The organism is Streptomyces sp. NPDC058662 (genome assembly GCF_042716255.1).
Classification (GTDB): domain Bacteria; phylum Actinomycetota; class Actinomycetes; order Streptomycetales; family Streptomycetaceae; genus Streptomyces.
In genome coordinates this window covers 19,040-41,068 of record NZ_JBHXRU010000010.1, presented here as the reverse complement: position 1 = coordinate 41,068, position 22,029 = coordinate 19,040, and the positions used below count along the sequence as shown (strand labels likewise).

Below are 22,029 nucleotides of genomic sequence, written 5' to 3'. Positions count from 1 at the left end.
CGGCCCCGTCAGGTACGGGGCCGGGCCGGGGCATCGGTGTCAGAGGCCGTTGACCCGGGCGATCCGGCCGACGACCACAGGTGTGAAGTCCGCCGTGACGACGCGTGCCGTGCGGCGGCCCAGCCGCGAGTGCTGGCGGCGCACCTGCGCCATCAGACGCCGGCTGCGCAGGGCCATCTCCAGCTCGAACCGGGTACGGGGATCCCGGAGCCCGGGCCCGAACAGCTTCTCCAGCTGCCGCATGCGGTACCGCACGGTCTGCGGATGCACGCTCAGGGCCTTCGCCGCCTCCGGGGCGCCGCCTCCTTCCAGCCATGCCAGCAGGGTGACCTCCAACCGCTCGCTCTGGCGCGGGGTCAGATCCGCCAGGGGGCGCAGCCACCGGGCGGCGAGCGCGTGGGCCAGCGGCTCGTCCTGGAGCAGCAGCAGGGTCGAGAGGTGGTCGTCCACGAACACGGGACGGGCGTCCGGCCCGCCGCGGGCCGGGGTGAGGGCCAGCAACCGCAGGGCCCAGCGCAGCGAGGACGCGGTGTCGGGGAGGGGGACGGCGTGGCCGACGGCGGCGAACCGGCCGCGCAGCGGCAGGTCCAGCGGGGCGCGGGTGTCCGGGTCGGGACTCGGGAGCAGCAGGCACGGCCGGCCGGCGAACGTGCCGGTCAGAGCGTCGTCCAGGACGGCCGCCAGCTGGTGCGCATCTCCGGGCGCGGCCGGAGCGATGGCCCGGACGGCCGGGGGCAGCGGCCAGTTGGCGGCCTCGGCCAGCTCGGAGAGGGAGTCGCGGCACGCCGCCCGGTCATCGGTGAGGGCGGTGAAGAGCTGCTGGCGGGCGCGGTCGGCCTCCCGCCGTACGGCGGGCACGTCGCTCTGCCGGAGCGAGTGCCCGGCGGGGTGAACGGGGGGCTGAACGGGGGGATGGCCGGCGGGGTGAACGGAGGGATGGGCGGCCGGCTGCCCGACCGACTGCCCGGCCGGGTGGGCCGCGGGGTGCCCGCCCGGCCGTCCGGCCGTCTCTCCCGCCGCGCCTGCGGACGCGTGTCCGGACGCGTGTCCCGACGTATGCCCGGACGCGTGCCCGGATGTCGCCGGCCCGACCTCGCGCAGGACCGCCGCCGGGCGGACCCCGTACCCGATGCCCTGCCCGAGCCCGGGCCCGGCGCCGCCTCCGCCGTCGTCCCTCCCGTCGTGACGGTCCTCCTCCGGTCCGGGCCTTTCGCCCATGTCGCATTCATCCGGAGCGCGATAGCCGAGGGCGGTGAGCAGCGCATCCTCCACCCGCTGTCTGAGTGTTTCGTCGTCGAAGGCATCGTTGTCATCGACAAGTGCGGAAAATTCCGGAATTCCATGCAGAAGCTCCTCCACTATCTCGGCGGCCAGCGCGGGGAGTTCTCTGCGCAGGACGCGGGTCCACTCGCCGCGGGGGCGGGACCAGATGCGGTTCAGAAGTTCGCACATCGTTTCCTCGTTCGTGCCGGGGTGAGGCCTGTCCGGGGAGGAGCGACAAGCCCGCCGAGGTTGCCTCTCTCGTCAACAACCTTGTTGGCGAAGAGAGTTGCGGCCCTCGTACTCCCTCCTGGAGAGATCCGGCCACATACGGTCCCGGGGTTTTGCCTTGTTTTTGCCGCCGGGGACGCGTAGGTGGCGGGCGACGCGGTGGCCTGTCGCAACCTCCGCTGGAGGGGAATCTTCCGGGGTTGTTCGATGGGTCGTAGACGCGGTGCGAGAAATTATCACGTTTCGATAAATCCTGTGGAGGTGCCTGGCGTCTCCACGATGCTTCTGCACTCCGGCCCCAAGTTCCCTCGGCCGGCGCGGAGTTCCACAGCGCTGCCGGGCACTGACGAAAACGACCCCCGGGTGCCGAGCGGCAGGTGGAGTGCTCGGAACCCAGGCGCACAGGAGAACTGGATGCCCCTGCCCCAGCCGCACATGCCCCGCTCCCACAAAGCACGCCGCAGGAGCCGTCACGCCGCGGCGGCGACGGCCGCCGGACGCCGGGCCGTCCGGCGGCCCTCGCTCCTGCCCGTCGACGGCAGGATGCGGCCCGGCGCGCTCTGTGCCGCCGCCGCGGTCCTCCTCTCGGCCCTCGTCGCGGTCCGCGCGGGAGCCCTGGACCATGTATGGGACTTCCTCGACCACGGATCCGGGGTCCTCTCGCTCGTCTCGCTCACCGCCACCGTCCTGTGGGGCCTGGCAGCCACCGACCGCACACTGCTCGGCTCGGGACACCGGCTGCTCGCCCAGGGCGCGCACCGCGGTCTCGCCGTGGCCGGGCTCGGCTTCCTGGCCCTGCACATCTGGGTCAAGATCGCCCGCCAGCGGACGACCGCCGGCGCGGCGGCGCTGCCCTTCACGGACGTCGACCAGCCGCTGCTCATCGGACTCGGCACGCTCGCCGGCTACCTGTTCGTGGCGGTCGCGGTGTCGGGGGCGGTGCGCAGCGTGTTCGCCACCAAAAGCCGCTCGCTGTGGTGGCGGGCCCTGCACTTCGGCGCCTATCCGGCGTGGGGTGCCTCCCTGGTCCACGGCCTGAAGGCGGGCCGCCCGGCCGGCGCGGCGGTCACGGCGGCGTACGCGCTCTGCCTGGCCGGGGTCGCCGTCGTCCTGGTGCTCCGGGTCAGGGCCCTGCGCGGCGGTGGGGCGCCGCGGCCCGCCGCCCGCTGGCCCTTCGTACCCGGGCCGGCGGTACGGGATTCCGCCCTGTCGGCGGTGCCCCGCCCCCGGCAGGACCCGGACCCGGTGCCGGGCCCGCGCCCCGAGGCGGAGCCGCGTCCGCGCGTGCGGCCGAGCCCCGAGTCGGACCGGTGGCCGGCCCCGGAACTCGACCGCACCCAGGAACTCGACCCGTACCCGGGCCTCGGTCCGTACCCGGGCGCCGACCCGTACCCGGACCCCGACCCGTACCCCGCCCCGTTCCCGGGTCCCGATCCGTACCCCGACGCGTCGGCGGCCCCGTCCCAGGATCCGTACCCGGGCGCGCGCACGGTCGTGTCCGTCCCGCTCCCGCCGCCCCGGCCGGAGTACCCCCCGTACGCCGCCGCGTACGGGCAGGGCCCGGCCGGGTCGGGCGCCGCCCGTACGGCCGAACGCTCCGACGAGCGCTTCGCCACCCCGGAGCGGTGGACGTGACCGGCGCGCCGAGCCCCGGCCTCGGCTGCGTGGGCGCCCCGCGGCTGCTGGCCGGCCTCGACCGGATGCCGCGGCTCGACCGCACCGCCCATCTGGGCGTCCACGGTCAACTGCCCCAACTCGGCCCCGACGAGCTCATCGCCCTGGCCGAGGACATCGAGCTCCGCGGCCGGGGCGGTGCGGGCTTCCCCTTCGCCCGCAAACTGCGCGCCGTCAGCCGGTCCGCCCGCGCACGCGACGGATCGACGGCTGTGGTGGTCAACGGCAGCGAGGGGGAGCCGAGCTGCCTCAAGGACACCGCGCTACTGCTGCACGCCCCGCACCTGGTGCTCGACGGAGCCCTGCTGTCCGCCGCCGCACTCGGCGCCGAGGACGTCGTGGTCGCCGTGACCCGGACCGACGTGGAGCAGTCCGTGCGGGAGGCCGTCGCCGAACGCGGCCCGGCGGGCCGCCGGGTCCGCGTCGTGCGGCTCCCCGAGCGCTTCGTCACCGGTGAGGGAACTGCCCTCGTCAGCGGTCTGAACGGCGGCGCGGCCCTGCCGTCCGGCCAGAAGGTGCGGACCAGCGAGCGAGGTCTGAACGGCGTCCCCACCCTGCTGTCCAACACCGAGACCTTCGCGCAACTCGCCGTGGCCGCACGCCTCGGCGCCGCGCAGTACCGTACGGCCGGGCTGGCGTCCGAGCCGGGCACCGTGCTGTTGACCGTGGCCGGCTCCACCGTGGTCGAGACGCCGACCGGGACCTCGCTGGCGTACGTCCTCGACCTGTGCGGCACCGAGCCTGGCCAGGGCGTCCTGGTCGGCGGGTTCCACGGCAGATGGCTGGATCCGGCGTCGGCCCGCGCGTCCGAGGTCTCCCGGAAGTCCCTCGCCGCGTTCGACGCGGTACTGGGGGCGGGCGCCGTACTGCCCCTGCCCCAGGACACCTGCCCGGCCGGGGAGGTGGCGCGGGTGACCCGCTGGATGGCGAAGGAGTCGGCGGGCCAGTGCGGGCCGTGCGTACGGGGGCTGCCGGCCCTCGCCGACGTACTGGAGGACGCCGTACGGGGCGGGGGCGCGGCCGCGCTGGACGCGGTGCGGACCCGGATGGCGGTCGTACGGGGCCGGGGCGCGTGCAGCCACCCCGACGGCACCTCGTCCTTCGTGGCCTCGGCGCTGGCCGCGTTCCCCGAGGAGTTCCGCGACCACGCCCTCGGCAGCGGGTGCGGGCGCAGGGTCCTGGGGGCGCTGCCGCTGCCCGAGGACGAGAACCCCGAACGGCTGGTCGTCGACTGGACCCTGTGCAAGGGGCACGGCCTGTGCGTGGACATCCTCCCCGACGTCGTGCGACTCGACGCGGACGGCTATCCGGCCGAGGCGTCCATGCCCGTGCCCGGCCGGCTGCGGCCGAAGGCGCTCCGAGCGGTCCGGCGCTGCCCGGCCCTGGCACTGCGCATCCGGGAATGACCGTGAGGAACGCCGGTGAACGTACCCGGGCCGCCGCGGAGTTCAATGTTGGCGCGATATGACAAATTCCCGTTGAAATGAGCTCGGCCGCCCCGGTTCCCCGTATCAATTACCGAGGGAACGAAATACCGGACCGAACCTGAAGGAGACATCATGCGGAGAATGCGTCGCGGAATATTCGCCGGGTCGGCCGTCGCGGCCCTTCTGCTGACGGCCGGATGCGGCAGCGCGGACAACGCATCGGGAAAGGGCGGCGCGGTACAACCGGTGAGCGACAGCAAGAAACTGGGGACGGGCCAGGACGGCGCCGGGGCTTACGGCGCCGACGGGTACGGCTCCGGCGCGGGCGCCGGTTACGGGACCGGCGCCGTCCCGGCCGGCGGGGCGGGGAAGGACGGCCCGGCCGGCCAGCTCAAGGTGCAGGAGGTGCCGGCCCTCGGCGCCGCGGTCACCGACGGCGAGGGGTTCACCCTCTACCGCTTCGACAAGGACACGGCCGAGCCCCCCAAGTCCAACTGCGAGGGGGACTGCGCCACGGCGTGGCCGCCGGTGCCTGCCGACGCGGCCACAGCGGGCGCCGGCCTGGACGCCGGACTCCTCGGCTCGGTGGCGCGGACCGACGGCACCCGCCAGCTGACCCTCGCGGGCTGGCCCGTGTACCGCTACGCGAAGGACGCCAAGCCGGGCGACACCCTCGGCGAAGGGGTCGGTGGCACCTGGCACGTGCTGGGAGCGGACGGCAAGCCGGCGGCGGCCGGCAAGGCCGGCGCGGGGCAGGGCGCGGGGCAGGCGGGCGGGGAGGAGGCCGGGAAGGAGGAGGCGAAGGAGGGCGCGAAGGAGGCCGGGCAGGGAGTCGAGCTCTCGGCCGACCGGAACGCCAAGCTCGGCACCATCGTCGCGGACGCCCAGGGCCAGACCCTCTACCGCTTCGACAAGGACAGCGCCTGGCCGATGAAGACCGCCTGCCTCGGCGCGTGCCTCGACACCTGGAAGCCGGCCGAGCCCGTCGACAAGGAGAAGGTGTCCGGGATCGCCCCCGAACTCATCGGCACGATGAAGCGCCCCGACGGCACCGAGCAATTGACGATCGACTGCTGGCCGGTCTATTCGTTCACCGGTGACACGGAGCCCGGCGATATCACAGGCCACGGAAAGCAGGGCCTCTGGTTCGCCGTGACCGACAAGGGCAAGAAGGCGAAGGCGATCGGCTAGAGGCGGCCGGCCCGGCCGGTTACCGGCCATTTCTGAGGCCGTTTCCGAGGCCGTTTGCGATCCGGCCGATCAGTCGGTCCGGCCCTTTTCGGGCCGGGCCGCCTCCCAGAACACGTGGTGCCCGGGATCCTCCCCTTCCCGGGCACCACGGACCCGTTTCCCGACACCCGTCCGATCAGCCAGTGAGGTCGCCATGCCGTCCGTTCGCCGCCGGACCCTCCCGCTCCGCCCCGCCGCCGCGGTCGCGGCGGCCCTCTGCGCGGCGCTGCTGTGCGGTGGATGCGCCGACCGGCAGCCGGCCGCCGCGCCCGGCACCTCGATCGAGGAGATCGCCACGGCCATCGGCTGCACCGCCGAAGTCATGGTCGAGGCGGACGAGTTGCGCCAAGGGGGCTGTGCCACGGCCGAAGGCCCGTACCGGATGGTCACCTTCGCCGCCGACCGCGGGCTGCGCTCCTGGCTGACCGAGGCCAAGACGTACGGCGGCAGCTACCTCGTCGGAGACCGGTGGGTCGTCACCAACGCCTCCCCGGAGACCCTGGGCGCACTGCGCGACCGGCTCGGCGGCACCCTCGACACCGGCTCCACGCACGGCGGCCCGCCCGGTCACTCCGGCGCCGGCCACTGACCGGAAGCGGCCGGTCCGCGAAGGAGAGAACCGGCCAAAACCTGGGAGGGGACCCCCGCGGGTGCTGTGTAACGTTCATCGGGGACCGGCCGGGGGGCCGGCGACTCGGGGGCGAGGAGGGGGCAGTGAGCGGGGTAGTGATCCATCTGCCGCGGGGGAACGGGGACAGCGGCGGGCAACCGGGCGGGAACGGGGTGACGTTGCGGCTCGGCCCGGGGGAGGTGGCGCGCTTCGGGCGCGGCTCGGCGACGACCCCCGTAGAACTCCGCCTCGACGACGCGGCGGTCTCGCGACTGGCGGGCGAGATCAGGGTGACGGACGACCACTGGCAGCTCAGCAACCTGAGTACGACCCAGAGCTACCTGGTGGAGAACCCGGAGGGAGCGGGGGAGTACCTGCGGGTCCCGCCGCGCCGCGCCGGGGCGCCGATTCCGTTCGAGTTCTCCCGGGTCGTGCTGCCCGCGCGCCGCGACACCACCGTGTCCTTCCAGGTGTTCGCGCCCGACCACGTCTACCTGGACCCCGACGGCACGGGCGGCCCGTGGGGCCGGCGCACCGTGACGGCGTACTCCCTGGACGAGACGGCCCTCTACTTCCTGGTGCTGGTGGCGCTCTGCGAACCGAGGCTGCGGGACGAGTCGCCGGTAGCGGTGCCGACCACGCCCCAGGTCGTGGAGCGGCTCAGGAACCACCCCGCCTGCCGCCGGCTCACGGCGCGCGCGGTCAGCTCGCACCTCGACTACCTCGCCGACGAGAAGATGCGCATCAGCGGGCCCACCGAGCCCGGTCCCCAGCCGGGGGCACGGCGCACCGGCAAGCGGGAGGCCATCGTCGGCCTCGCCCTGCGGTTCGGGCTCGTACGGGAGGAGCACCTCGCGCTGCTGCCGCCCCGGGTCGGAGGAGGAGAGGGTGCACTGCCCGGCCGACACCTCGGGAAGTGACCGCACCGAACCGCTCCCGCGCGGCTACCGCATCGGCGGCTGGGAGGTCACCGAGCCGATCGCGACGGGCGGCTGGGCCACGGTGTACGCGGGACGGGCCAGCGAAGCGCCCGGCGAGGAGGACCCGACCGGGAGCCGGGACCGGGACCGCGCCCGCGGACAGGACCGGGAACAGGACGTCGCGCTCAAGTTCCTGCCGACCTCCGGCCTCGCACCCCGCCAAGCCCGCGAGGTGGCAGCGGCGGCCGGACGCGAGATCGAACTCGGCCGCCGGGCCGGCCACCCGAGGCTGATCCGCCTCCTGGACCGTGTGGTACTCAGCGAACCGGACCGGCCGCACCTGGACGGAGCGATCGTGCTGGTCATGGAACGCGCCCGGGCCAGCCTGCGCGACCGGCTCGACGCCGCCGCGCTGACCGAGGCCGACGCCGGCCGGCTGCTGACGGAGATCTGCGAGGGGCTGGCGCACCTGCACGGCAGCGGCTGGGTGCACGGCGACCTCAAACCGGACAACGTCCTCCTCATGGAGGACGGTTCGGTCAAGCTCTCCGACTTCGGCCTCGCCACGGAGCTGACCGGCAGCCACGGCACCCACGGGTACGCACCCCCCATGGGCACCCTGGACTACCTGCCGCCCGAACGCTGGCGGGCCCCGCTCGGCGAGCACGGCGTCCAAGTCCGGCCGAGTGCCGACATCTGGGCCCTCGGCATCATGATCCACGAGCTGTTCGCCTCCGGCGCCTCGCCGTTCCCCGGCGCCACCCCGGGAGCCCGCGGCGCCGCGATCCAGGAGTACGCCGACGGACGGGCGCAGCTGCGCATGGACAACGCGGTGCCGCCGTTCTGGCGCGGGCTGGCCGCCGACTGCCTCGCCCCGACGCACGCAGCCCGCGCCGTGCACACGGCGCAGAGCCTCCTCGCGCGGATGGAGACCCGCGAGGACCGGGCCCCGGACCCGGTCCCCGGCCCTCGGCCCGCGGAGCACGCCCGCCCGGCGAGGCGGCGGCGCCGCGCCGCCGTCCTGGCCGGCGCCGCCGTCGCGGCGACCGCGGCGCTCTGGCCGTACCCGGTCGGCGACGGCGCGTCCGGTGCGCCCGGCCGGGTCGGCGTGTACAACGCCGAGCAGCAGTGCAGGGACCGTACGGACCGGGACCCGCAGTGCAGCCTGGGCCTGGCTGTCGACCCGCGGCGCCCCTACACGGCCGACAACGTCGTACCCACGCGCGTATGGCACGGTGACGTCCTGGCCGCCGACTGCCGGCTCCCCGAGGGCATGCCCGTCATCGACGAGGACGGCGCGCACTCCACCGACTGGTACCGGGTGCGCCTTCCGCCCGGCTCCGCGCCGGCCACCGCCTGGCTGCCCGCCGTACGGACCAAGGACCGCCCCCAGACCCCCCGATGCCCGAGGGCCGCCTCGGGGTGAACACCCGCGCCGGGCCGGCCGGGCGGTGGCCTCGGGCTCCACGATGCCCGCCGGGGCGGCCCGTTGTCACTCCGGAACGTTCCGGATGTCCCGCCCGCGGCCCCCGCGACTACCTTGCCGACCGATGGTCCACGGATCGCTGCGAGCTCGCAGGCGACCCGGACAGGGGAGGAAGGGTTCCGTGATGTTCGGTGGCTCAGCCGTACGACGCCCGAGACGCGCGGTGGGGGTCCTCATGGCCCTCGCGGCCGTGTCGGGCCTGGCCCGCCCCGCGTGGGCGGGGGGCATGGACGAGGTCCCCGGACCGCTCGCCCACACCGCGCCGGCGGAGGCGTACTGCTACGTTCCCGCGGAGCGCGACATCGCCGTCACCCGCAAGGTCTACGAGGTCGGCCAGCGGCGGGGCGTGTCGGACAAGGTGATGCTGGCCGGCTTCGAGACCGGCTGGGTGGAATCCCGGATGAACAACCTGGACTGCGGGGACCGGGACTCCCTCGGGGTGTTCCAGCAGCGGCCCTCGCAGGGCTGGGGCACGCCCGAGCAGATCCGCGACGTCGACTACGCGGCGAACAAGTTCTTCGACGTGGCCCTGGAGATGGAGCCGGGCATGGAGGGCAGCACGGCCGGGCAGCTCGCCCAGGCCGTCCAGCGCTCCGCCTATCCGGACCGGTACGACCAGGCGGAGGGCATCGCGCGGGCGCAGCGGGACGAGGCCTTCCAGCCGTACGGGGCGATCGGAGCCAAGTACCACGGCCTGGGCGGGCCGGGCGGCGCGCTCGGCCACCCGGTGCGCGCCGAGGAGGACGCCCTGCTGGGCGGTCGGTTCCAGGCGTTCCAGAACGGGATCGTGATCTGGCGGCCCGACGCGGCCTTCGCCATCTACGGGGACATCCTGGGGAAGTTCTGGGCGACGGACGCGGAGCGGCGCTGGGGCTTCCCGACGATGGACGAGGCGGAGGGTGCGGCGGCGCCGAACGGGACGCGGGGGCGGTACCAGTTCTTCGAGCGAGGCCTGTTCCTGTGGTCGCCGCAGACGGGCGCGCACGTGGTCCACGGGGCCATCTACGACGCCTTCCACACGGCCGGCCACGAACGGGTGCTGGGCTACGCGGTCACGGACGAGGAGGACGAGGCCGGCGGCAAGGTCCAGCGGTTCCAGAACGGCACCATCCACTGGACTGCGGCCAAGGGCACCTGGATCACGACGGATTGAGGTCCCGCCGATGAGCGCACCGGACAGGGAGGACCGGGACATGAGGACCGCAGGCGTGAGGACCGCAGATAGGAGGACCGCAGATATGAACCCCGGGCATGAGGACCGCAGACGTGAGGATCCGGACATGAGGACGCGGACAGCACGGCGCGTGTGGGGGGCGCTGGTGTCGATCCTGGCGGCCGTCGCCCTCACCCTGACCGCGGCCCCGGCCGCGAGCGCGTCGGAACCGGGCGGGAGCATCGGGCGGGGCGAGGTGATGGACCGCGCCTGGTCGTGGATCGCGGAGCGGGTCCCGTACAGCCAGAGCGGCTGCCACAACAACCAGTTCGGCTGCTACCGGCCCGACTGCTCGGGCTTCGTGTCGATGGCCTGGCACCTGAACACATCCCTGACCACCTGGGGCCTGTGGGACGTCACCGCCGAGATCCCGGCCCACGAACTCCAGCCGGGCGACGCCCTGCTGCGCGACTCCGGCGGCGTCGACCACGTGGCGCTGTTCGTCCGCTGGGCGGACGCCGCGCACACGCAGCCGGTGGTGCGGGAGACGTACGACTTCGGCCAGGTCGCCGAGGAGCGCGTGTGGAGCAACGGCCTCCGCGGCTTCTCGCCCCGGCGCTACCACCAGCTGGACGACCTGATGCCGTACGGCTCGATCCGGGCGAAGTACGACAGCCTCGGCGGGCCCGGGGGTCCGCTCGGCTGGCCCACCACGGGGGAGCGCGACTCCTCGCTCGGCGGTCGGTTCCAGGCGTTCCAGAACGGGATCGTGATCTGGCGGCCGGACGAGTCGCACGCGATCTACGGGGACATCCTGGGGAAGTTCTGGGCGACGGACGCGGAGCGGCGCTGGGGCTTCCCGACGATGGACGAGGCGGAGGGTGCGGCGGCGCCGAACGGGACGCGGGGGCGGTACCAGTTCTTCGAGCGGGGCCTGTTCCTGTGGTCGCCGCAGACGGGCGCGCACGTGGTCCACGGCGCCATCTACGACGCCTTCCACGCGGCCGGCCACGAAGGCGCGCTGGGCTACGCCGTCACCGATGAGGAGGACGAGGCCGGCGGCAAGGTCCAACGGTTCCAGAACGCCACGATCCACTGGAACCCGGCCAAGGGCACCTGGATCACCAAGGACTGACCCGCCACTGTCCCGCACCACCGCACCACTGGCCCGCACCACCGACCTGGGCCACCGGCCTCAGCCATCGGCCCGCAGCACCGGCCCGCGGCGCCGCCCCGAACCCACTGACGCATCAACTGACGCGCACTACCGCATCTTTCGACCAGGAGGTCACAGTGAGCCTGCACCAGCCCACCCGCAGGAGCGTCCTGAGGTCCGTCGCCGGACTCTCCGCCGCGACAGCCCTCGGCGGCGCGGGGGTCGTCGGGGCGGCGGCGACAGCCCGTGCGGTCGGTGACGCCGCCGGACTGCGCATCCGGGAGCGCAACGAGTCGGACCCCCGCATGTGGTACTACCGCTTCGACACGGACGCGATCGGATGGGCACCCGGGGTCAATGTCCTGCTCCCCGACGACTACCACTGGAGCGGGCGCACCTACCCCGTCCTCTACCTCTTCCACGGCGGCAACCAGGACTTCATCACTTTCGACCGCGAAGGCATCCGCGCGTGGACGGCGGGCAAGCCGATCATCGTGGTGATGCCCGACGGCGGCCGCGCGGGCTGGTACTCCAACCCCGTCAGCACCAACGTGGGCCCGCGCGACTGGGAGAACTTCCACATCCACCAGCTGCTCCCGTGGGTCGAGGAGAACTTCCGGACCTTCGCCGAATACGACGGCCGCGCCGTCGCCGGGTTCTCGATGGGCGGTTTCGGCGCGCTGAAGTACGCGGCCAAGTACTACGGCCACTTCGCCTCGGTCAGCTCCCACTCCGGCCCGGCCAGCCTGCGCCGCGACCACGGCGCCGTCGTGCACTGGGCCAACGCCTCCTCCTTCGCCGCGGAGCTGGGCGGCGGTTTCGTCTACGGCGTGCCGTGGGACGAGGGACGGGTGAGCGCCGACAACCCGGTGCAGCGGATCGAGAGCTACCGGCACAAGCGGGTGTTCCTGGTCGCCGGCACCACGCCGGAGGCGATCGAGGACCGGTTCAACGAGGAGCAGGTGCTCGCTGGGCAGCGCGAGTTCCGGTGGCACCTCGACAACGCCGGCATTCCGCACGAGTCGCACGAACGGCCGGGCGGACACTTCATCCGGCACGACATGTTCATCCACGACATCAACGGCATCATCGGCCGGCTCCGCAAGGCGTAGGCGTAGCGTCGCCGGGCCGCGAACGCGGCGGAACGTCGCGCCGCCACCGGGCCCGCACCCGCGGGTCCCGGTGGCGGCGGCGGATCTAGAGCGTCGACAGGCCCGGACCAAGGCTCGCGGTGGAGAACTCCTCGGTGAGGAGCCGGCGGAGGTCGATGACCTCGTAGCCCGCGGCCAGGACGGCGTCGATGATGCGCGGCAGGGCCAGGGCGTCCAGGACAACGCCGTCGCCGGCGCTGCCGACATGCATCTGGAGGATCGCGCCGGGGGTGAGGGCGTCGACGGCCCGCTCGACCACCGCGGCCACCGTCATGCCGCCGCCCGGTCCCAGGTACCCGTTGGTGTCGGTCGTGAACTCGATGACCGCGTAACCGAGATCGTTGACATCGGCGATCGCGTCCTCGGTGGTCGAGCTGTAGGGGAAGCGGAAGAACGGCAGGGGCTCCGTCCCGGACGCCTCGCGGATCGCCGCGTCGGCGCGCAGGACTTCGTCGGCCCGCTCCTCGGTGCTCAGGTCGTCGAAGTACGGGTGGCTGTGGGAATGGTTGCCCAAGCCGTGCGGTGCGGCGCCCATGGCGCGTACGGCGGCGGGATGCGCGGCGGCGAACCGGCCGGTCGGGAAGAAGGTGGCGGGCAGCCCCCGCCGGCGCAGTTCCGCCAGGACCGTGTCGATCCCGCTCTCGTCCCAGGCGGCGTTGAAGGTGAGCGCCGCGACCTTCCGCGTGGTCGGCATCCGGCGGATCTCGTCACCGAGCAGGAAGTCCGGCGGGACCGGCCCGGCGGCGGCCGCGGGCCGGCGCCCGGGTCCGCCGGGGCTCGACGATCGCCCCGCGAGGGGCGGCGTACAGGGGGGCGCCGCGTGCGCGGACGCCGCCAGGGCGGCCGAGCCGGGCGCGAGCCCCGCCCCCACCAGTGCCGCCAGTACGGCACGTCGTCCCGTATCCACCGGCCACGCTCCCTCCGTCACGGCACCGCGCTCGCGGGCCCGCCCTCCACTGTGCGAGCGCCGGGCCCGGTACGCCCGCCCGCGCGGGCCGTCCGAGCGCCCTCCACTGGGCCGGGCGAGCGACGACCTGCCACCGGGCGGGCGCGGCGTCGTTGGCCTCGGTATGACTGATCTCATGGTGAAGATCCCGGCCGACTGGCTCGCCCGGGTGTTCCTCTCGCTGCGCCGCAGCGCCTCGCACGACGCCCAGGCGGCGGCCGCCGAACTCCAGCCGTTCACGGAGAAGCCCGGCCAGCGGGTACCCGTGCCCCGCGCCACGATGGTGCGGACCGAACGGGCCCTGCGGGGCGAGCTGGAGCGGGCCGAGGAACCCGGCCGGCGCCTGCGGCTGACCGAGGCCGCGCACCTGATCAGCGCCCGGCTGGGAACCCCGGACGGCTGACGGGCACGCCCGGCGCCCAGACCCTGCCCAGAACCCCGCCGACCGGGAAGCCCGGGGACCCGCCGTTGCGGCGGGTGGAGCAGGCTGGGGCTGCCGTGGACGCGGGGGAGTGGTCGGATCGGGGCATGAACGATCCGTACGCCATCGATGTACCGACCGTCTCCGGCCCGGCAGCGCTCGCCGAGCGGCAGGCGGCGCGCCGCGCGGCCGCCGCCCGTGCCACAAGCGCCGCGGAGCTGGGGATCCTGCTCGACATGCTGGGGCTCCTGCCCGACGACGATGCCTCCGCCACGGGCGCGCCGGCCCGGCCGCTGCGCCCGCGGCTGCGGTAGCCCGGCCACCCGGTCGCCCGGCCGCCCGGTCGCCCGGCCTCAGGGCAGATGGCGGGAGAGTTCCCGCTCCACCAGGTCCGGCGGGAGGTACTCCGAGGGCGCGGAACCGTTCCACAGGCTCCGCCCGCCGTCCTCACCGTCCTCCCCCTGGGGGACGCCCAACCGGGCGGCGACGTTTTGGCGCAGCTGGGGGAGGAGGGCGTAGAGGCGGTCACCGGGGCAGGCGGTGCTGTTGAAGTCCCGGTGACCGTAGATCTCGGACGGGGGCAGGCTGTACTGGCCGCAGATGTGCGTGCACAGCGCCACGAGGGCCTCGTACTGGCGGGCCGGCGGCTCCACCCCGGTGTACGTGCCCTCGTTCTCGATGCCGACGGACACGTCGTTCTGCCCGACGCAGTGGGCGGAGCGGACCTGGCGCAGGCCCGCGGACAGTTCGGCCAGGCTGCGGTGGCGGCCCTCGGTGACGTACGCGCCGCGGCTCACGGTGAAGTGCTGGCCGGTGTCGATCCAGCCGTGGGTGTCCATGTGGTAGTTCTGGATCGCCCGCGCCAGGGCGAAGGCGCGCTGCTGCGAGTAGTCCTCCACGTTCGCCGTCGCCGTGTGGTGCACGATGATCCGCCGCGGTGGCTCGGCCAGGACCACGACCGACTCGGCCGGCGGCCGCGCGCCCCAGGTCTCGCAGCCGAAGACCTCGGGGCCGGCCGCGGCGGAGGAGGCGTAGGCGCTCGGGGCCGCCGGCCACCAGGTCGCCGCGCCGACCCCGAGCGCACCGGCGAGGACCGAGCGGCGGCTGGGGCGGAACGGTCCGCCGGGAGGGGCGGAGTATCGGGGATGCAGCAAGGGGGCTCCTTCTCACGGACCTGCGTGGGGACGCGACGGACGTCGCGCCCAGCGCCCAACGACGCGGTCGTCAGGAGGCAACGTGGGTGCCGCCGGAAGGGTCGCGGCCGGACGGGTGGCCCCCGGACGGGTGGCCCCCGGCCGGTCGGCACGATCGGAGGCCGCGCGACGCCCGGCCGCAAGCCGTCGGCCAGTGCCGCATCGGACTCCGCTCGCCCTGCCGCGCGGCGCCGTCCTCCAGGTCGTCTCTGGCGGATCCGGCCGGGCTCGCGACACGCGCCGGAAGAGACGCCCTAGCCGAGCCCGAGCATCGTGTCGGTGACCTCGCCGACGGCCGCGTCGGGGATCGCGTTGGCGGCCTCCTGGAGGACCAGCAGCCGTGCCCCGGGGATCTCGCGCGCCAGCGCCTCGGCGTTGCCGACGGGGAAGAACCGGTCGCGGCGGCCGTGGACGACGAGCGCGGGGACCTGGATCTCCGGCAGTCGCTCGCGCCAGCGGGGTGTGCAGTCGAGCCTGGAGAACACCGTGCCCATCTGACTCGCCATCTGGACGGGCGGCGCGGTTCCGGGCGTACGGTCCCAGACGCGCGCGGCGGTCGCGCGCGCGGCGACCGGGTCGTCGCCGCGGATCTCCGCGCCGGCGGCGGCGTACTCCGCCACCGCCTCCCGGTCGGTCCACTCGGGCATCGGACGCCCGAACAGCCGCCTCAGCATCGCCCCGTCATGGTCGGGAAGGTCGGCGTCGGCCGGGCCGGGGGCGACGGGGCGGGTGCCGACCAGGGTGAGCGCCGAGAACGCGCCCGGATGGTCGAGCACGGCGACCTGGGCGACCATCCCGCCGACGCCGATCCCGGCGAGGTGCGCGGGCCCCCCGCCGAGCGCGTCGGCGAGGGCCGCCGCGTCCGCGGCGAGGCCGCGGAGGGTGTAGGCGGGCGCCTCCGGGTCCGTGGTCGTCGACTCCCCGCAATCGCGCAGGTCGTAGCGCACCACCCGCCGCCCGCCGGCAGCCAGACGCTCGCACAGCGCGTCGGGCCAGGAGAGCATCGTCGTCCCGCCCGCGAGCAGGACGAGTGGCGCGTCGTCGTCACCGAACGACTCGACGCCCAGATCGACTCCGTTGGCGTTGACCGTGGTCATCAGATCACCGGGATCCGTGGCGTGCCGGGTGCGCCGCGGGCGATGCCGCGCACGGGTCGGGGCCGGTCCCGGTGGGGAGGCCGTCGGAGGAGAGCGCGATGCGAGCGATGAGGTGAGTCATGCGGGGCAGACCCGATCCGCCGCCCGAACTCATCGGTCACCCTTCCCGGACGAGGCCTGGGACAGGCGCCTACGGAGCCACGCGGCAGGCGGTGACCGCGGTTCCGTTCGTCACGCTGCTGGCGGTCAGGGCGGTCACGCAGCGGTCGTGGTCGCCGGTCTGCCCGACGTAGCAGGCCGTCCGGACGGCTCCGGGGGCCTCGCCGCCCCTGAGCTCCCGCTCGACCTGGTTGATGCAGGCCGTGACATCCGCGTGGGCGGCGGGGGCCGTGAGGGCCGCACCGCCGAGTGCGAGGGTCAGGCCGGTGAGGACACCTGCGATACGGGTCGACGTGCGCATGGGACGCACCTGCTCTCCGGGATCGTCGCGCGGCCCGGGACCTGGATGCGTACCGGACCCGCGTCGGAACGGCGCCGAGCGCGCACAGCCGATCAGCGGCCCGCGGCCCACGGGGCCCGGGCTCCCGCGCCGTACCGGCTCGGCAGGGCTCTCCCCTCCCTCTTCCGACGCTAGAGCAGCCCCCTGCCGCGCGCACCCGCTGGCGCCGCACCCCCGCCCCGGCCCGCCGGACACACGGAGAAGGCCCGCCGCGGCCCGGATCCTGACGGCCGAAGTCCCTGCGGGCGGCGGGAGCGGCAGGCCGTTCGGAGCAATCGGGATGGCGGTGGCGGGGCGTGCGGGCGACGGTGGCCGCAGCGCTGACGAGCCTGTCGGCATCCCGCGTGCCCGTGGAGGAGAACCGCATGTCCGAACGCAACACCGTGCTGAGAAGTCTGCATGACGTCGGGCTGGCCGCCTGGTTCGGCGGCTCGTTGATGGGAGCGGTCGGCCTCAACGGCGCCGCCAAGGCGGAGGGCGCGACGTGGGAGGCCGGCGCGCGGATCGCGAGTACCGGCTGGGCGAGGTGGGCGCCGGTGGGCGCCGCGGCGATCGGCGCCCACCTGGTCGGCTCCAGTGGCCTGCTGGCGGCCAACGCGGCCCGCGTCGCCACGCAGCAGGGCGTCGCCGCCTCCACCCTGGCCAAGACCGTCCTGACCGGAGCGGCCCTCGCCGCGACCGCCTACGCCCGCGTGCTCGGCAAGAAGATCGAGTACGCCTCCTCCGGCGACCTCCAGGACGCGGAGAAGGCCGACCGGCACCCCTTCGACACCAAGAAGGCCGAGCGGCACCTCGCCTGTGCCCAGTGGGTCGTACCGGCCCTGACCGGGGGCCTGATCATCCTCAACGCCCTCCACGGGGAGCAGCAGCGCCCCGCCCAGCAGGTCCACGGCATGTGGCAGCGCGCCCGTGCGCTGTCTCCTCACATGCCCTCGCCGGGCGATTGGCACCTCACCCACTGACTCGGCCCGACCCCGCCCCGCCGGCCGACCCCGCCCCGCCGCGAGGCGCTCCCGTGCCCCCGTCCGGTGTGTTCCGCCCCGGACGGGGGCACGGCGGCGTCAGGGCGCGGTAGGCCCCTGGTAGTGGTCGAGGTAGTCCGCGTTGGCGACGGGCACGCCGGAGAGGAACTCCTCCGGCAGGTCGAAGGCGTCCGCCAGCTCCGCCAGGTGCGGGGCGAGCTCGGCCGTGACCGCCTCGACCGCCTGGTGCACCCCCAGGGCGTGCTCGGGGGTCAGGCGCTGCTCGGCGAGCAGGTCCCCCGTGTACGGACGTAACTGGCGCAGCAGGAACAGGCAGCACAGCCGGCGCAGCAGGCGCCGGGTCGCCGGGTCCGCGGCGCGCTCGGCCGCCGCGAGGAAGGCGTCGGCCGCCTCGCGCCGGGCGTGCACGGACACCATCTCCAGGGCGGCGCCCGAGGTCTCGTTCCAGCGGCCGACCGGATTGCCCGGGGCGCCCCCGCGCAGTGCCCGGCGGGCGCGCGCCTGCCAGGTCCGCTCGACCGACAGCAGGAGGTCGCGGAGGAACTCCGGGTCGGTCAGCGCCCGTTCGCCGACGGGAGGCACCCCAGGGGCGGCCGGGGGCACTTCGTGCCCGAAGACCATCTCGGCCGCCGCCTTGACCCAGATGACGAGGTTGTCGCCCTCCGCGGTGATCCCGCCCTCGATGTTGCCGGGCAGCTCTGACATGCCGTTGGCGGGGAAGAGGCCCTGTGCGCCGCAGCGTTCGCGGGCCTCGGTCGTGATCTCCCTCGCCTGCCAGGTGATCCAGCCCTTGGCCACGGCCACCGAACGCTCCACTTCCTCCCGGTCCGCCTCGTCGTGCGTGACCCACCGGTCGAGGACCGAGCGGTGCAGGAACGTCATGGCGTACGCGTCGGCGAGGGAGCCCAGCAGTCTCCCGTGGTGGCTCCGGTGGGCGGCCAACGGGATGCGCTCCCCGGCCTTCGGGCCGCTGATGTGCCGGTGCTGGGCGTAGCGCACCGCTATGGCCAGCGCGGACCGGGCCATGCCCAGGGTGCCCGCGCTCATGCAGAGCTTGCCCATGGTGACCCGGCCGACGGACCGGAGGAAACGTTTCCGCCGGTTGCCCAGACTGCTGGCCAGGGTGCCGTCCTCGCCGAGCCGGCCGTGATCGGCCTCCAGCATGGCCTCCCGGGGGAGCCGTACGTGGTCGAAGGCGGTGAGGCAGTGGTCGACGGGAGTTCCCGTACGCTGCGGCAGTTGACGGACCCGGACCCCGGGCAGGTGCCCGGCCTGGTCGCTCAGCGGGGTCAGGAACAGGAAGATGCCCTGGTCCTTCCCGTCGACGAGGAGGCGCGCGGCCACCACGGCGCTCTTCGGGCCGCCGATGAGACTGGTGTTGGGCATGAACTTCTGCGCGCCCGGACCGGGCGTGTTCAGGATGAACCCGCCGGTCCCGCGGTCGAAGACCGCGACGGTCTGCAGCGACGCCACGTCGTTGCCGTGTTCCAGCTCGGTGCACAGGAACGTGCCGACGCGCCGCATGGCGGTGTAGGCCGACAGATCGCGGTGATGGCCGTCGTGGTCGACCAAGCTGCCCAGGAAGAGGTTGTAGTGGATGCTGGCCAGGGTGCACAGGCCGCCGTCGACGAACCCGGTCCACTCGTGGAGCGCCGCCAACCGGCGTGCGTCGCGCGTGAGATGCGCGGCATCGGTGACCGACCGGTTGACCAGGCGCAGCCGGTCGTAGGAGAGTTCCGTCCGCTCCGCGGCGGAGAGGCCGGGCCGGTGGGCGAAGGCGGCGCCGCCCGCGAGTGCCCGCCAGTCCCCGTGCACCCGGTCGCGGTCCGCTCCGTCGAACAGGAGGCGGGTGAGCTCGCTGGGAGCAGGACCCGAGGCGGCGGAGGAACGGGAGGCGCAGGGGCCGCAGGCGACCGCCGGCGGGTGCGAAGTGCGAGGCTGTGCGATGAGGTTGGGAGCCCCCCCGGGCTCACCGGCTGCGCATACTTCCGACTGATGGAGCGTTGGTGCGGACATCGGACCTTCCCCGTTAGGAACCGAAGTGCAGACGGACCAAAGATACGTACCAGCCGGTTTAGTTTTCAAGAGTCCGATTGTTAAAACCGGTGACCTGGTTTTATTCTCCTATTGTGGACGCGGAGTGGCCGTAGGATGTGACTACGCTTGCGCCGGTCAGCACATGTGCCGGCCGCGTCGGGGCGATCGCCCCGGACGTCGCGCCGCGTGCGCGACGTTCAGATTGCGAACCTGTCGGTTTGTTCCGGCCCAGCACATGGAGGACGTGGATGGCGCGGCAAGAGCGAGCCATTCGCACGCGGCAGAAGATGCTGCTTGCAGCCGCGGAACTGTTCGACGAGGTCGGCTACGAGGCCGCGACGATCTCCGAGGTGCTGAAGAAGTCCGGTGTCACCAAGGGCGCCCTCTACTTCCACTTCGCGTCGAAGGAGGAGCTCGCCCAGGAGGTCCTGATCGGGCAGGTCGACGCCCTGCCGCCGGTGCCGGAGCAGGAGTTGTTCCTCCAGCAGAGCGTGGACGAGGCCCTGGTGCTCGCCTATCTGCTGCACAAGGGCGATCCGATGGTGCGCGGCAGCGTGCGGCTCGCCGTGGACCAGGGGTCCCCGCACGACGGCCTGGACCGCAAGGTCCCCATGCAGGCGTGGAACAGCCACAACGCTTCGGTGCTCAACCGGGCGCGGGAGGCCGGGGAGTTGCTTCCGCACGTGGACATCCAGGACATGGCCAAGCTGTTCACCGGCAGCTTCACCGGGGTCCAGGTGCTCTCCAAGATAATGACCGGCCACGCGGACATGGTGGAGCGGGTGACCGACCTGATGCGGACCCTGCTGGCCTCCATCGCCATGCCGGGAGTCCTCGTACGCCTGGACTTCGCCGCCGACCGCGCGGAGCGGGTGTACGAGGCGGCCGTCAAGTTGCGCGACGAGAAGGCGGCGGCCGCAGTGCCGCAGTGAGTGCGACCCCGTGGGTGCGATCCCGTGAGTACGGCTCCGTGCACGGCGTCCGCCGTCCGCGGTGCCGCGCGCACGGTCCGTACGCGGACGTCGGAAGGGGGGAGAGGGCACTTCGCTCTCCCCGGTGCGTGTGTGTGGTGGGGCACGGAACGCGATGACCAACCGAACGGAGTGCACAGATGGACCTGACTGCTTGCCCGTACGCGCTGGACGTGACGGGGAAGGACATCGCGGGCGAGGTCGCGATGCTGCGGGGGCGGGGTCCGGCGGTCGGGGTGGAGCTCCCGGGCGGGGTCCGCGCCTGGGCGGTGGTGCGCCAGGAACTCGTCGAGCGGCTCCTGCTCGACCCGCGGGTGTCGAAGGACGCGCGCCGGCACTGGCCCGACTTCATCGACGGGCGGATCACGTCCGAGTGGCCGCTCTACCCCTGGGTCGCCAACGAGAACATGCTGTTCTCCTACGGCGAGGAGCACGCGCGGCTGCGCAGACTCGTCGCCGGTAGTTTCACGGCGCGGCGGGCCGCCGCCCTGCGGCCCCGGATCGAGGGGATAGCCGCGGAGCTCCTCGGCGCCCTGGAGTCCGTGCCGGCGGGCCGACCGGTCGACCTGCGCGCCGCGTTCGCCGAGCTGCTGCCGCTCCAGGTGATCTGCGAGCTCTTCGGCGTCGAGCAGGGCGCCGCGCGCGACGCCCTGTGCGGCGCCCTGGGCACCGTTTTCAGTACCACGGTGGCGGCGCGGGAGATGGAAGCTGCCCGGATGACGGCATTCGGGCTGCTGGCCTCGCACGTGGCCGCCAAGCGGGCCCAGCCCGGCGACGACCTGACCTCGGCCCTCATCGAGGCCCGGGACGGCGGTGAGCGGCTCACCGAGCAGGAACTGCTCGGCTCGCTCTTCCTGTTGATCGCCGCGGGCCAGGACACCACCGCCGCGCTCATCACCAACGCGTCGGTCGCCCTGCTGACCCACCCCGGCCAACTGGCGTACGTGCGCGAGGGCAAGGCCGACTGGGAGGACGTGGTCGCCGAGACGATGCGGGTGCACAGCCCCGCGAACTTCTCGCCGATGCGCTTCGCGGTCGAGGACATCGAGCTCGACGGGGTGCGGCTCGCGCAGGGCGACCCGATCCTCGTGTCCTTCGCGGCCGGCGGCCGCGACCCGCAGCGGTACGGGCCGGACGCCGCGGAGTTCGACCTGCTCCGCACCGGGCGGGACACGCTGGGCTTCGGGCACGGCGTGCACCGCTGCCTGGGGGCGCCGCTGGCCGTCCTGGAGGCCACGGTCGCACTCGACGTCCTCTTCGGGCGCTACCCGAGTGCCGTGCTCGCCCGGCCGGTGGAGGACATCGAACCGCTGCCGACCTTCCTGCTGAACGGCTACTCCTCCCTCCCCGTGGTGCTGCGACCGGAGTAACGGGCGCCGGGGACGGCGGAACACGGGCGGGAGAGGGGCCCCGCGGCGAGTCGGCCGCGGGGCCCTTCCGCGTGCGCCGGGCGGGGGCGGCTGCCGGGCGGGGGCGGGATGGTGATGCGCCGTCACGGTCGGGTTCGCCGGAGTGCGACGGATGTGATCTCCGGCAAGACGTTCCATGCCAACGCATAGAAACCGCGATGGCGGTTTGTTAGAA

The 22,029-nt window shown here is 73.8% G+C and carries 21 protein-coding genes; 15 read left to right on the top strand and 6 right to left on the bottom strand.

Annotated elements, in window-relative coordinates:
* Nucleotides 1-39: 39 nt before the first annotated feature.
* A complete protein-coding gene (locus tag ACFWUQ_RS06430) occupies nt 40-858 on the bottom strand; it encodes a PucR family transcriptional regulator (RefSeq protein WP_384533660.1) in 819 nt (272 codons plus the stop codon).
* Between the two features lie 324 nt (nt 859-1,182).
* Here ACFWUQ_RS06430 and ACFWUQ_RS06425 point away from each other — a divergent pair, with 324 nt between their 5' ends.
* The 10 genes from ACFWUQ_RS06425 (at nt 1,183) to ACFWUQ_RS06380 (ending at nt 12,259) form a co-directional block, all read left to right on the top strand.
* Entirely contained in the window at nt 1,183-1,635 is a 453-nt protein-coding gene (locus ACFWUQ_RS06425) for a hypothetical protein (protein ID WP_384533657.1), read from the top strand.
* A gap of 270 nt (nt 1,636-1,905) precedes the next feature.
* Nucleotides 1,906-3,126, top strand: a complete 1,221-nt coding sequence (locus ACFWUQ_RS06420; RefSeq protein WP_384533654.1) for a hypothetical protein — start codon at nt 1,906-1,908, stop codon at nt 3,124-3,126.
* Nucleotides 3,123-4,571, top strand: coding sequence for an NADH-ubiquinone oxidoreductase-F iron-sulfur binding region domain-containing protein (locus ACFWUQ_RS06415; RefSeq protein ID WP_384533652.1), 1,449 nt, complete (start codon nt 3,123-3,125; stop codon nt 4,569-4,571). Before ACFWUQ_RS06420 ends, ACFWUQ_RS06415 begins: the two co-directional genes overlap by 4 nt.
* Before the next feature lie 153 nt (nt 4,572-4,724).
* Entirely contained in the window at nt 4,725-5,783 is a 1,059-nt protein-coding gene (locus ACFWUQ_RS06410; RefSeq protein WP_384533649.1) for an SCO0930 family lipoprotein, read from the top strand.
* A gap of 193 nt (nt 5,784-5,976) precedes the next feature.
* A complete protein-coding gene (locus ACFWUQ_RS06405) occupies nt 5,977-6,411 on the top strand; it encodes a hypothetical protein (protein WP_384533647.1) in 435 nt (144 codons plus the stop codon).
* Between the two features lie 125 nt (nt 6,412-6,536).
* Complete coding sequence (locus ACFWUQ_RS06400; protein WP_384533644.1) at nt 6,537-7,352, top strand: serine/threonine protein kinase; 816 nt, start codon at nt 6,537-6,539, stop codon at nt 7,350-7,352.
* Nucleotides 7,321-8,778, top strand: a complete 1,458-nt coding sequence (locus tag ACFWUQ_RS06395; protein WP_384533641.1) for a serine/threonine-protein kinase — start codon at nt 7,321-7,323, stop codon at nt 8,776-8,778. Before ACFWUQ_RS06400 ends, ACFWUQ_RS06395 begins: the two co-directional genes overlap by 32 nt.
* 235 nt (nt 8,779-9,013) lie before the next feature.
* A complete protein-coding gene (locus ACFWUQ_RS06390) occupies nt 9,014-9,991 on the top strand; it encodes an LGFP repeat-containing protein (protein WP_384533638.1) in 978 nt (325 codons plus the stop codon).
* A 127-nt stretch (nt 9,992-10,118) separates the two neighbouring features.
* The gene (locus ACFWUQ_RS06385) at nt 10,119-11,126 is read left to right on the top strand and encodes a hypothetical protein (RefSeq protein ID WP_384533636.1); all 1,008 of its coding nucleotides are present in this window, start codon (nt 10,119-10,121) and stop codon (nt 11,124-11,126) included.
* 158 nt (nt 11,127-11,284) lie between these two features.
* Nucleotides 11,285-12,259, top strand: coding sequence for an alpha/beta hydrolase (locus ACFWUQ_RS06380; RefSeq protein ID WP_384533633.1), 975 nt, complete (start codon nt 11,285-11,287; stop codon nt 12,257-12,259).
* Nucleotides 12,260-12,344: 85 nt separating this feature from the next.
* Here the strand turns inward: ACFWUQ_RS06380 and ACFWUQ_RS06375 are convergent, their stop codons facing one another.
* Nucleotides 12,345-13,205, bottom strand: a complete 861-nt coding sequence (locus ACFWUQ_RS06375) for a polysaccharide deacetylase family protein (RefSeq protein ID WP_384533630.1) — start codon at nt 13,203-13,205, stop codon at nt 12,345-12,347.
* A 175-nt stretch (nt 13,206-13,380) separates the two neighbouring features.
* Here ACFWUQ_RS06375 and ACFWUQ_RS06370 point away from each other — a divergent pair, with 175 nt between their 5' ends.
* Entirely contained in the window at nt 13,381-13,647 is a 267-nt protein-coding gene (locus tag ACFWUQ_RS06370; protein ID WP_384533627.1) for a hypothetical protein, read from the top strand.
* 125 nt (nt 13,648-13,772) lie between these two features.
* A complete protein-coding gene (locus tag ACFWUQ_RS06365; protein WP_384533624.1) occupies nt 13,773-13,979 on the top strand; it encodes a hypothetical protein in 207 nt (68 codons plus the stop codon).
* Between the two features lie 39 nt (nt 13,980-14,018).
* Here ACFWUQ_RS06365 and ACFWUQ_RS06360 read toward each other — a convergent pair whose 3' ends face one another.
* The 3 genes from ACFWUQ_RS06360 to ACFWUQ_RS06350 form a co-directional block, all read right to left on the bottom strand.
* Complete coding sequence (locus tag ACFWUQ_RS06360; protein ID WP_384533621.1) at nt 14,019-14,819, bottom strand: peptidoglycan recognition family protein; 801 nt, start codon at nt 14,817-14,819, stop codon at nt 14,019-14,021.
* 293 nt (nt 14,820-15,112) lie between these two features.
* Entirely contained in the window at nt 15,113-15,955 is an 843-nt protein-coding gene (locus ACFWUQ_RS06355) for an alpha/beta fold hydrolase (protein WP_384533619.1), read from the bottom strand.
* Between the two features lie 190 nt (nt 15,956-16,145).
* Nucleotides 16,146-16,415 (bottom strand): hypothetical protein, encoded by a 270-nt coding sequence (locus ACFWUQ_RS06350; RefSeq protein ID WP_384533617.1) that lies wholly within the window; start codon nt 16,413-16,415, stop codon nt 16,146-16,148.
* Nucleotides 16,416-16,819: 404 nt separating this feature from the next.
* Between ACFWUQ_RS06350 and ACFWUQ_RS06345 the strand changes: the two genes are divergently transcribed.
* The gene (locus ACFWUQ_RS06345; RefSeq protein WP_384533614.1) at nt 16,820-17,416 is read left to right on the top strand and encodes a hypothetical protein; all 597 of its coding nucleotides are present in this window, start codon (nt 16,820-16,822) and stop codon (nt 17,414-17,416) included.
* A 99-nt stretch (nt 17,417-17,515) separates the two neighbouring features.
* On the opposite strand, the gene ACFWUQ_RS06340 is transcribed toward ACFWUQ_RS06345, so the two are convergent.
* A complete protein-coding gene (locus ACFWUQ_RS06340) occupies nt 17,516-19,252 on the bottom strand; it encodes an acyl-CoA dehydrogenase (RefSeq protein WP_384533611.1) in 1,737 nt (578 codons plus the stop codon).
* 470 nt (nt 19,253-19,722) lie between these two features.
* Between ACFWUQ_RS06340 and ACFWUQ_RS06335 the strand changes: the two genes are divergently transcribed.
* Nucleotides 19,723-20,406 (top strand): ScbR family autoregulator-binding transcription factor, encoded by a 684-nt coding sequence (locus ACFWUQ_RS06335; RefSeq protein ID WP_384533608.1) that lies wholly within the window; start codon nt 19,723-19,725, stop codon nt 20,404-20,406.
* 179 nt (nt 20,407-20,585) lie between these two features.
* A complete protein-coding gene (locus tag ACFWUQ_RS06330; protein ID WP_384533605.1) occupies nt 20,586-21,815 on the top strand; it encodes a cytochrome P450 in 1,230 nt (409 codons plus the stop codon).
* The last annotated feature ends 214 nt before the right edge of the window (nt 21,816-22,029 follow it).

What these genes read in the sequence shown, in the direction of transcription:
- ACFWUQ_RS06420 (WP_384533654.1), top strand. Translation starts at nt 1,906, where the DNA reads ATGCCCCTGCCCCAGCCGCACATGCCCCGCTCCCACAAAGCACGCCGC.
- ACFWUQ_RS06410 (WP_384533649.1), top strand. Translation starts at nt 4,725, where the DNA reads ATGCGGAGAATGCGTCGCGGAATATTCGCCGGGTCGGCCGTCGCGGCC.
- ACFWUQ_RS06405 (WP_384533647.1), top strand. Translation starts at nt 5,977, where the DNA reads ATGCCGTCCGTTCGCCGCCGGACCCTCCCGCTCCGCCCCGCCGCCGCG.
- ACFWUQ_RS06390 (WP_384533638.1), top strand. Translation starts at nt 9,014, where the DNA reads ATGGCCCTCGCGGCCGTGTCGGGCCTGGCCCGCCCCGCGTGGGCGGGG.
- ACFWUQ_RS06385 (WP_384533636.1), top strand. Translation starts at nt 10,119, where the DNA reads ATGAGGACGCGGACAGCACGGCGCGTGTGGGGGGCGCTGGTGTCGATC.
- ACFWUQ_RS06370 (WP_384533627.1), top strand. Translation starts at nt 13,381, where the DNA reads ATGGTGAAGATCCCGGCCGACTGGCTCGCCCGGGTGTTCCTCTCGCTG.
- ACFWUQ_RS06365 (WP_384533624.1), top strand. Translation starts at nt 13,773, where the DNA reads ATGAACGATCCGTACGCCATCGATGTACCGACCGTCTCCGGCCCGGCA.
- ACFWUQ_RS06355 (WP_384533619.1), bottom strand. Translation starts at nt 15,955, where the DNA reads ATGACCACGGTCAACGCCAACGGAGTCGATCTGGGCGTCGAGTCGTTC.
- ACFWUQ_RS06350 (WP_384533617.1), bottom strand. Translation starts at nt 16,415, where the DNA reads ATGCGCACGTCGACCCGTATCGCAGGTGTCCTCACCGGCCTGACCCTC.
- ACFWUQ_RS06345 (WP_384533614.1), top strand. Translation starts at nt 16,820, where the DNA reads ATGTCCGAACGCAACACCGTGCTGAGAAGTCTGCATGACGTCGGGCTG.
- ACFWUQ_RS06335 (WP_384533608.1), top strand. Translation starts at nt 19,723, where the DNA reads ATGGCGCGGCAAGAGCGAGCCATTCGCACGCGGCAGAAGATGCTGCTT.
- ACFWUQ_RS06330 (WP_384533605.1), top strand. Translation starts at nt 20,586, where the DNA reads ATGGACCTGACTGCTTGCCCGTACGCGCTGGACGTGACGGGGAAGGAC.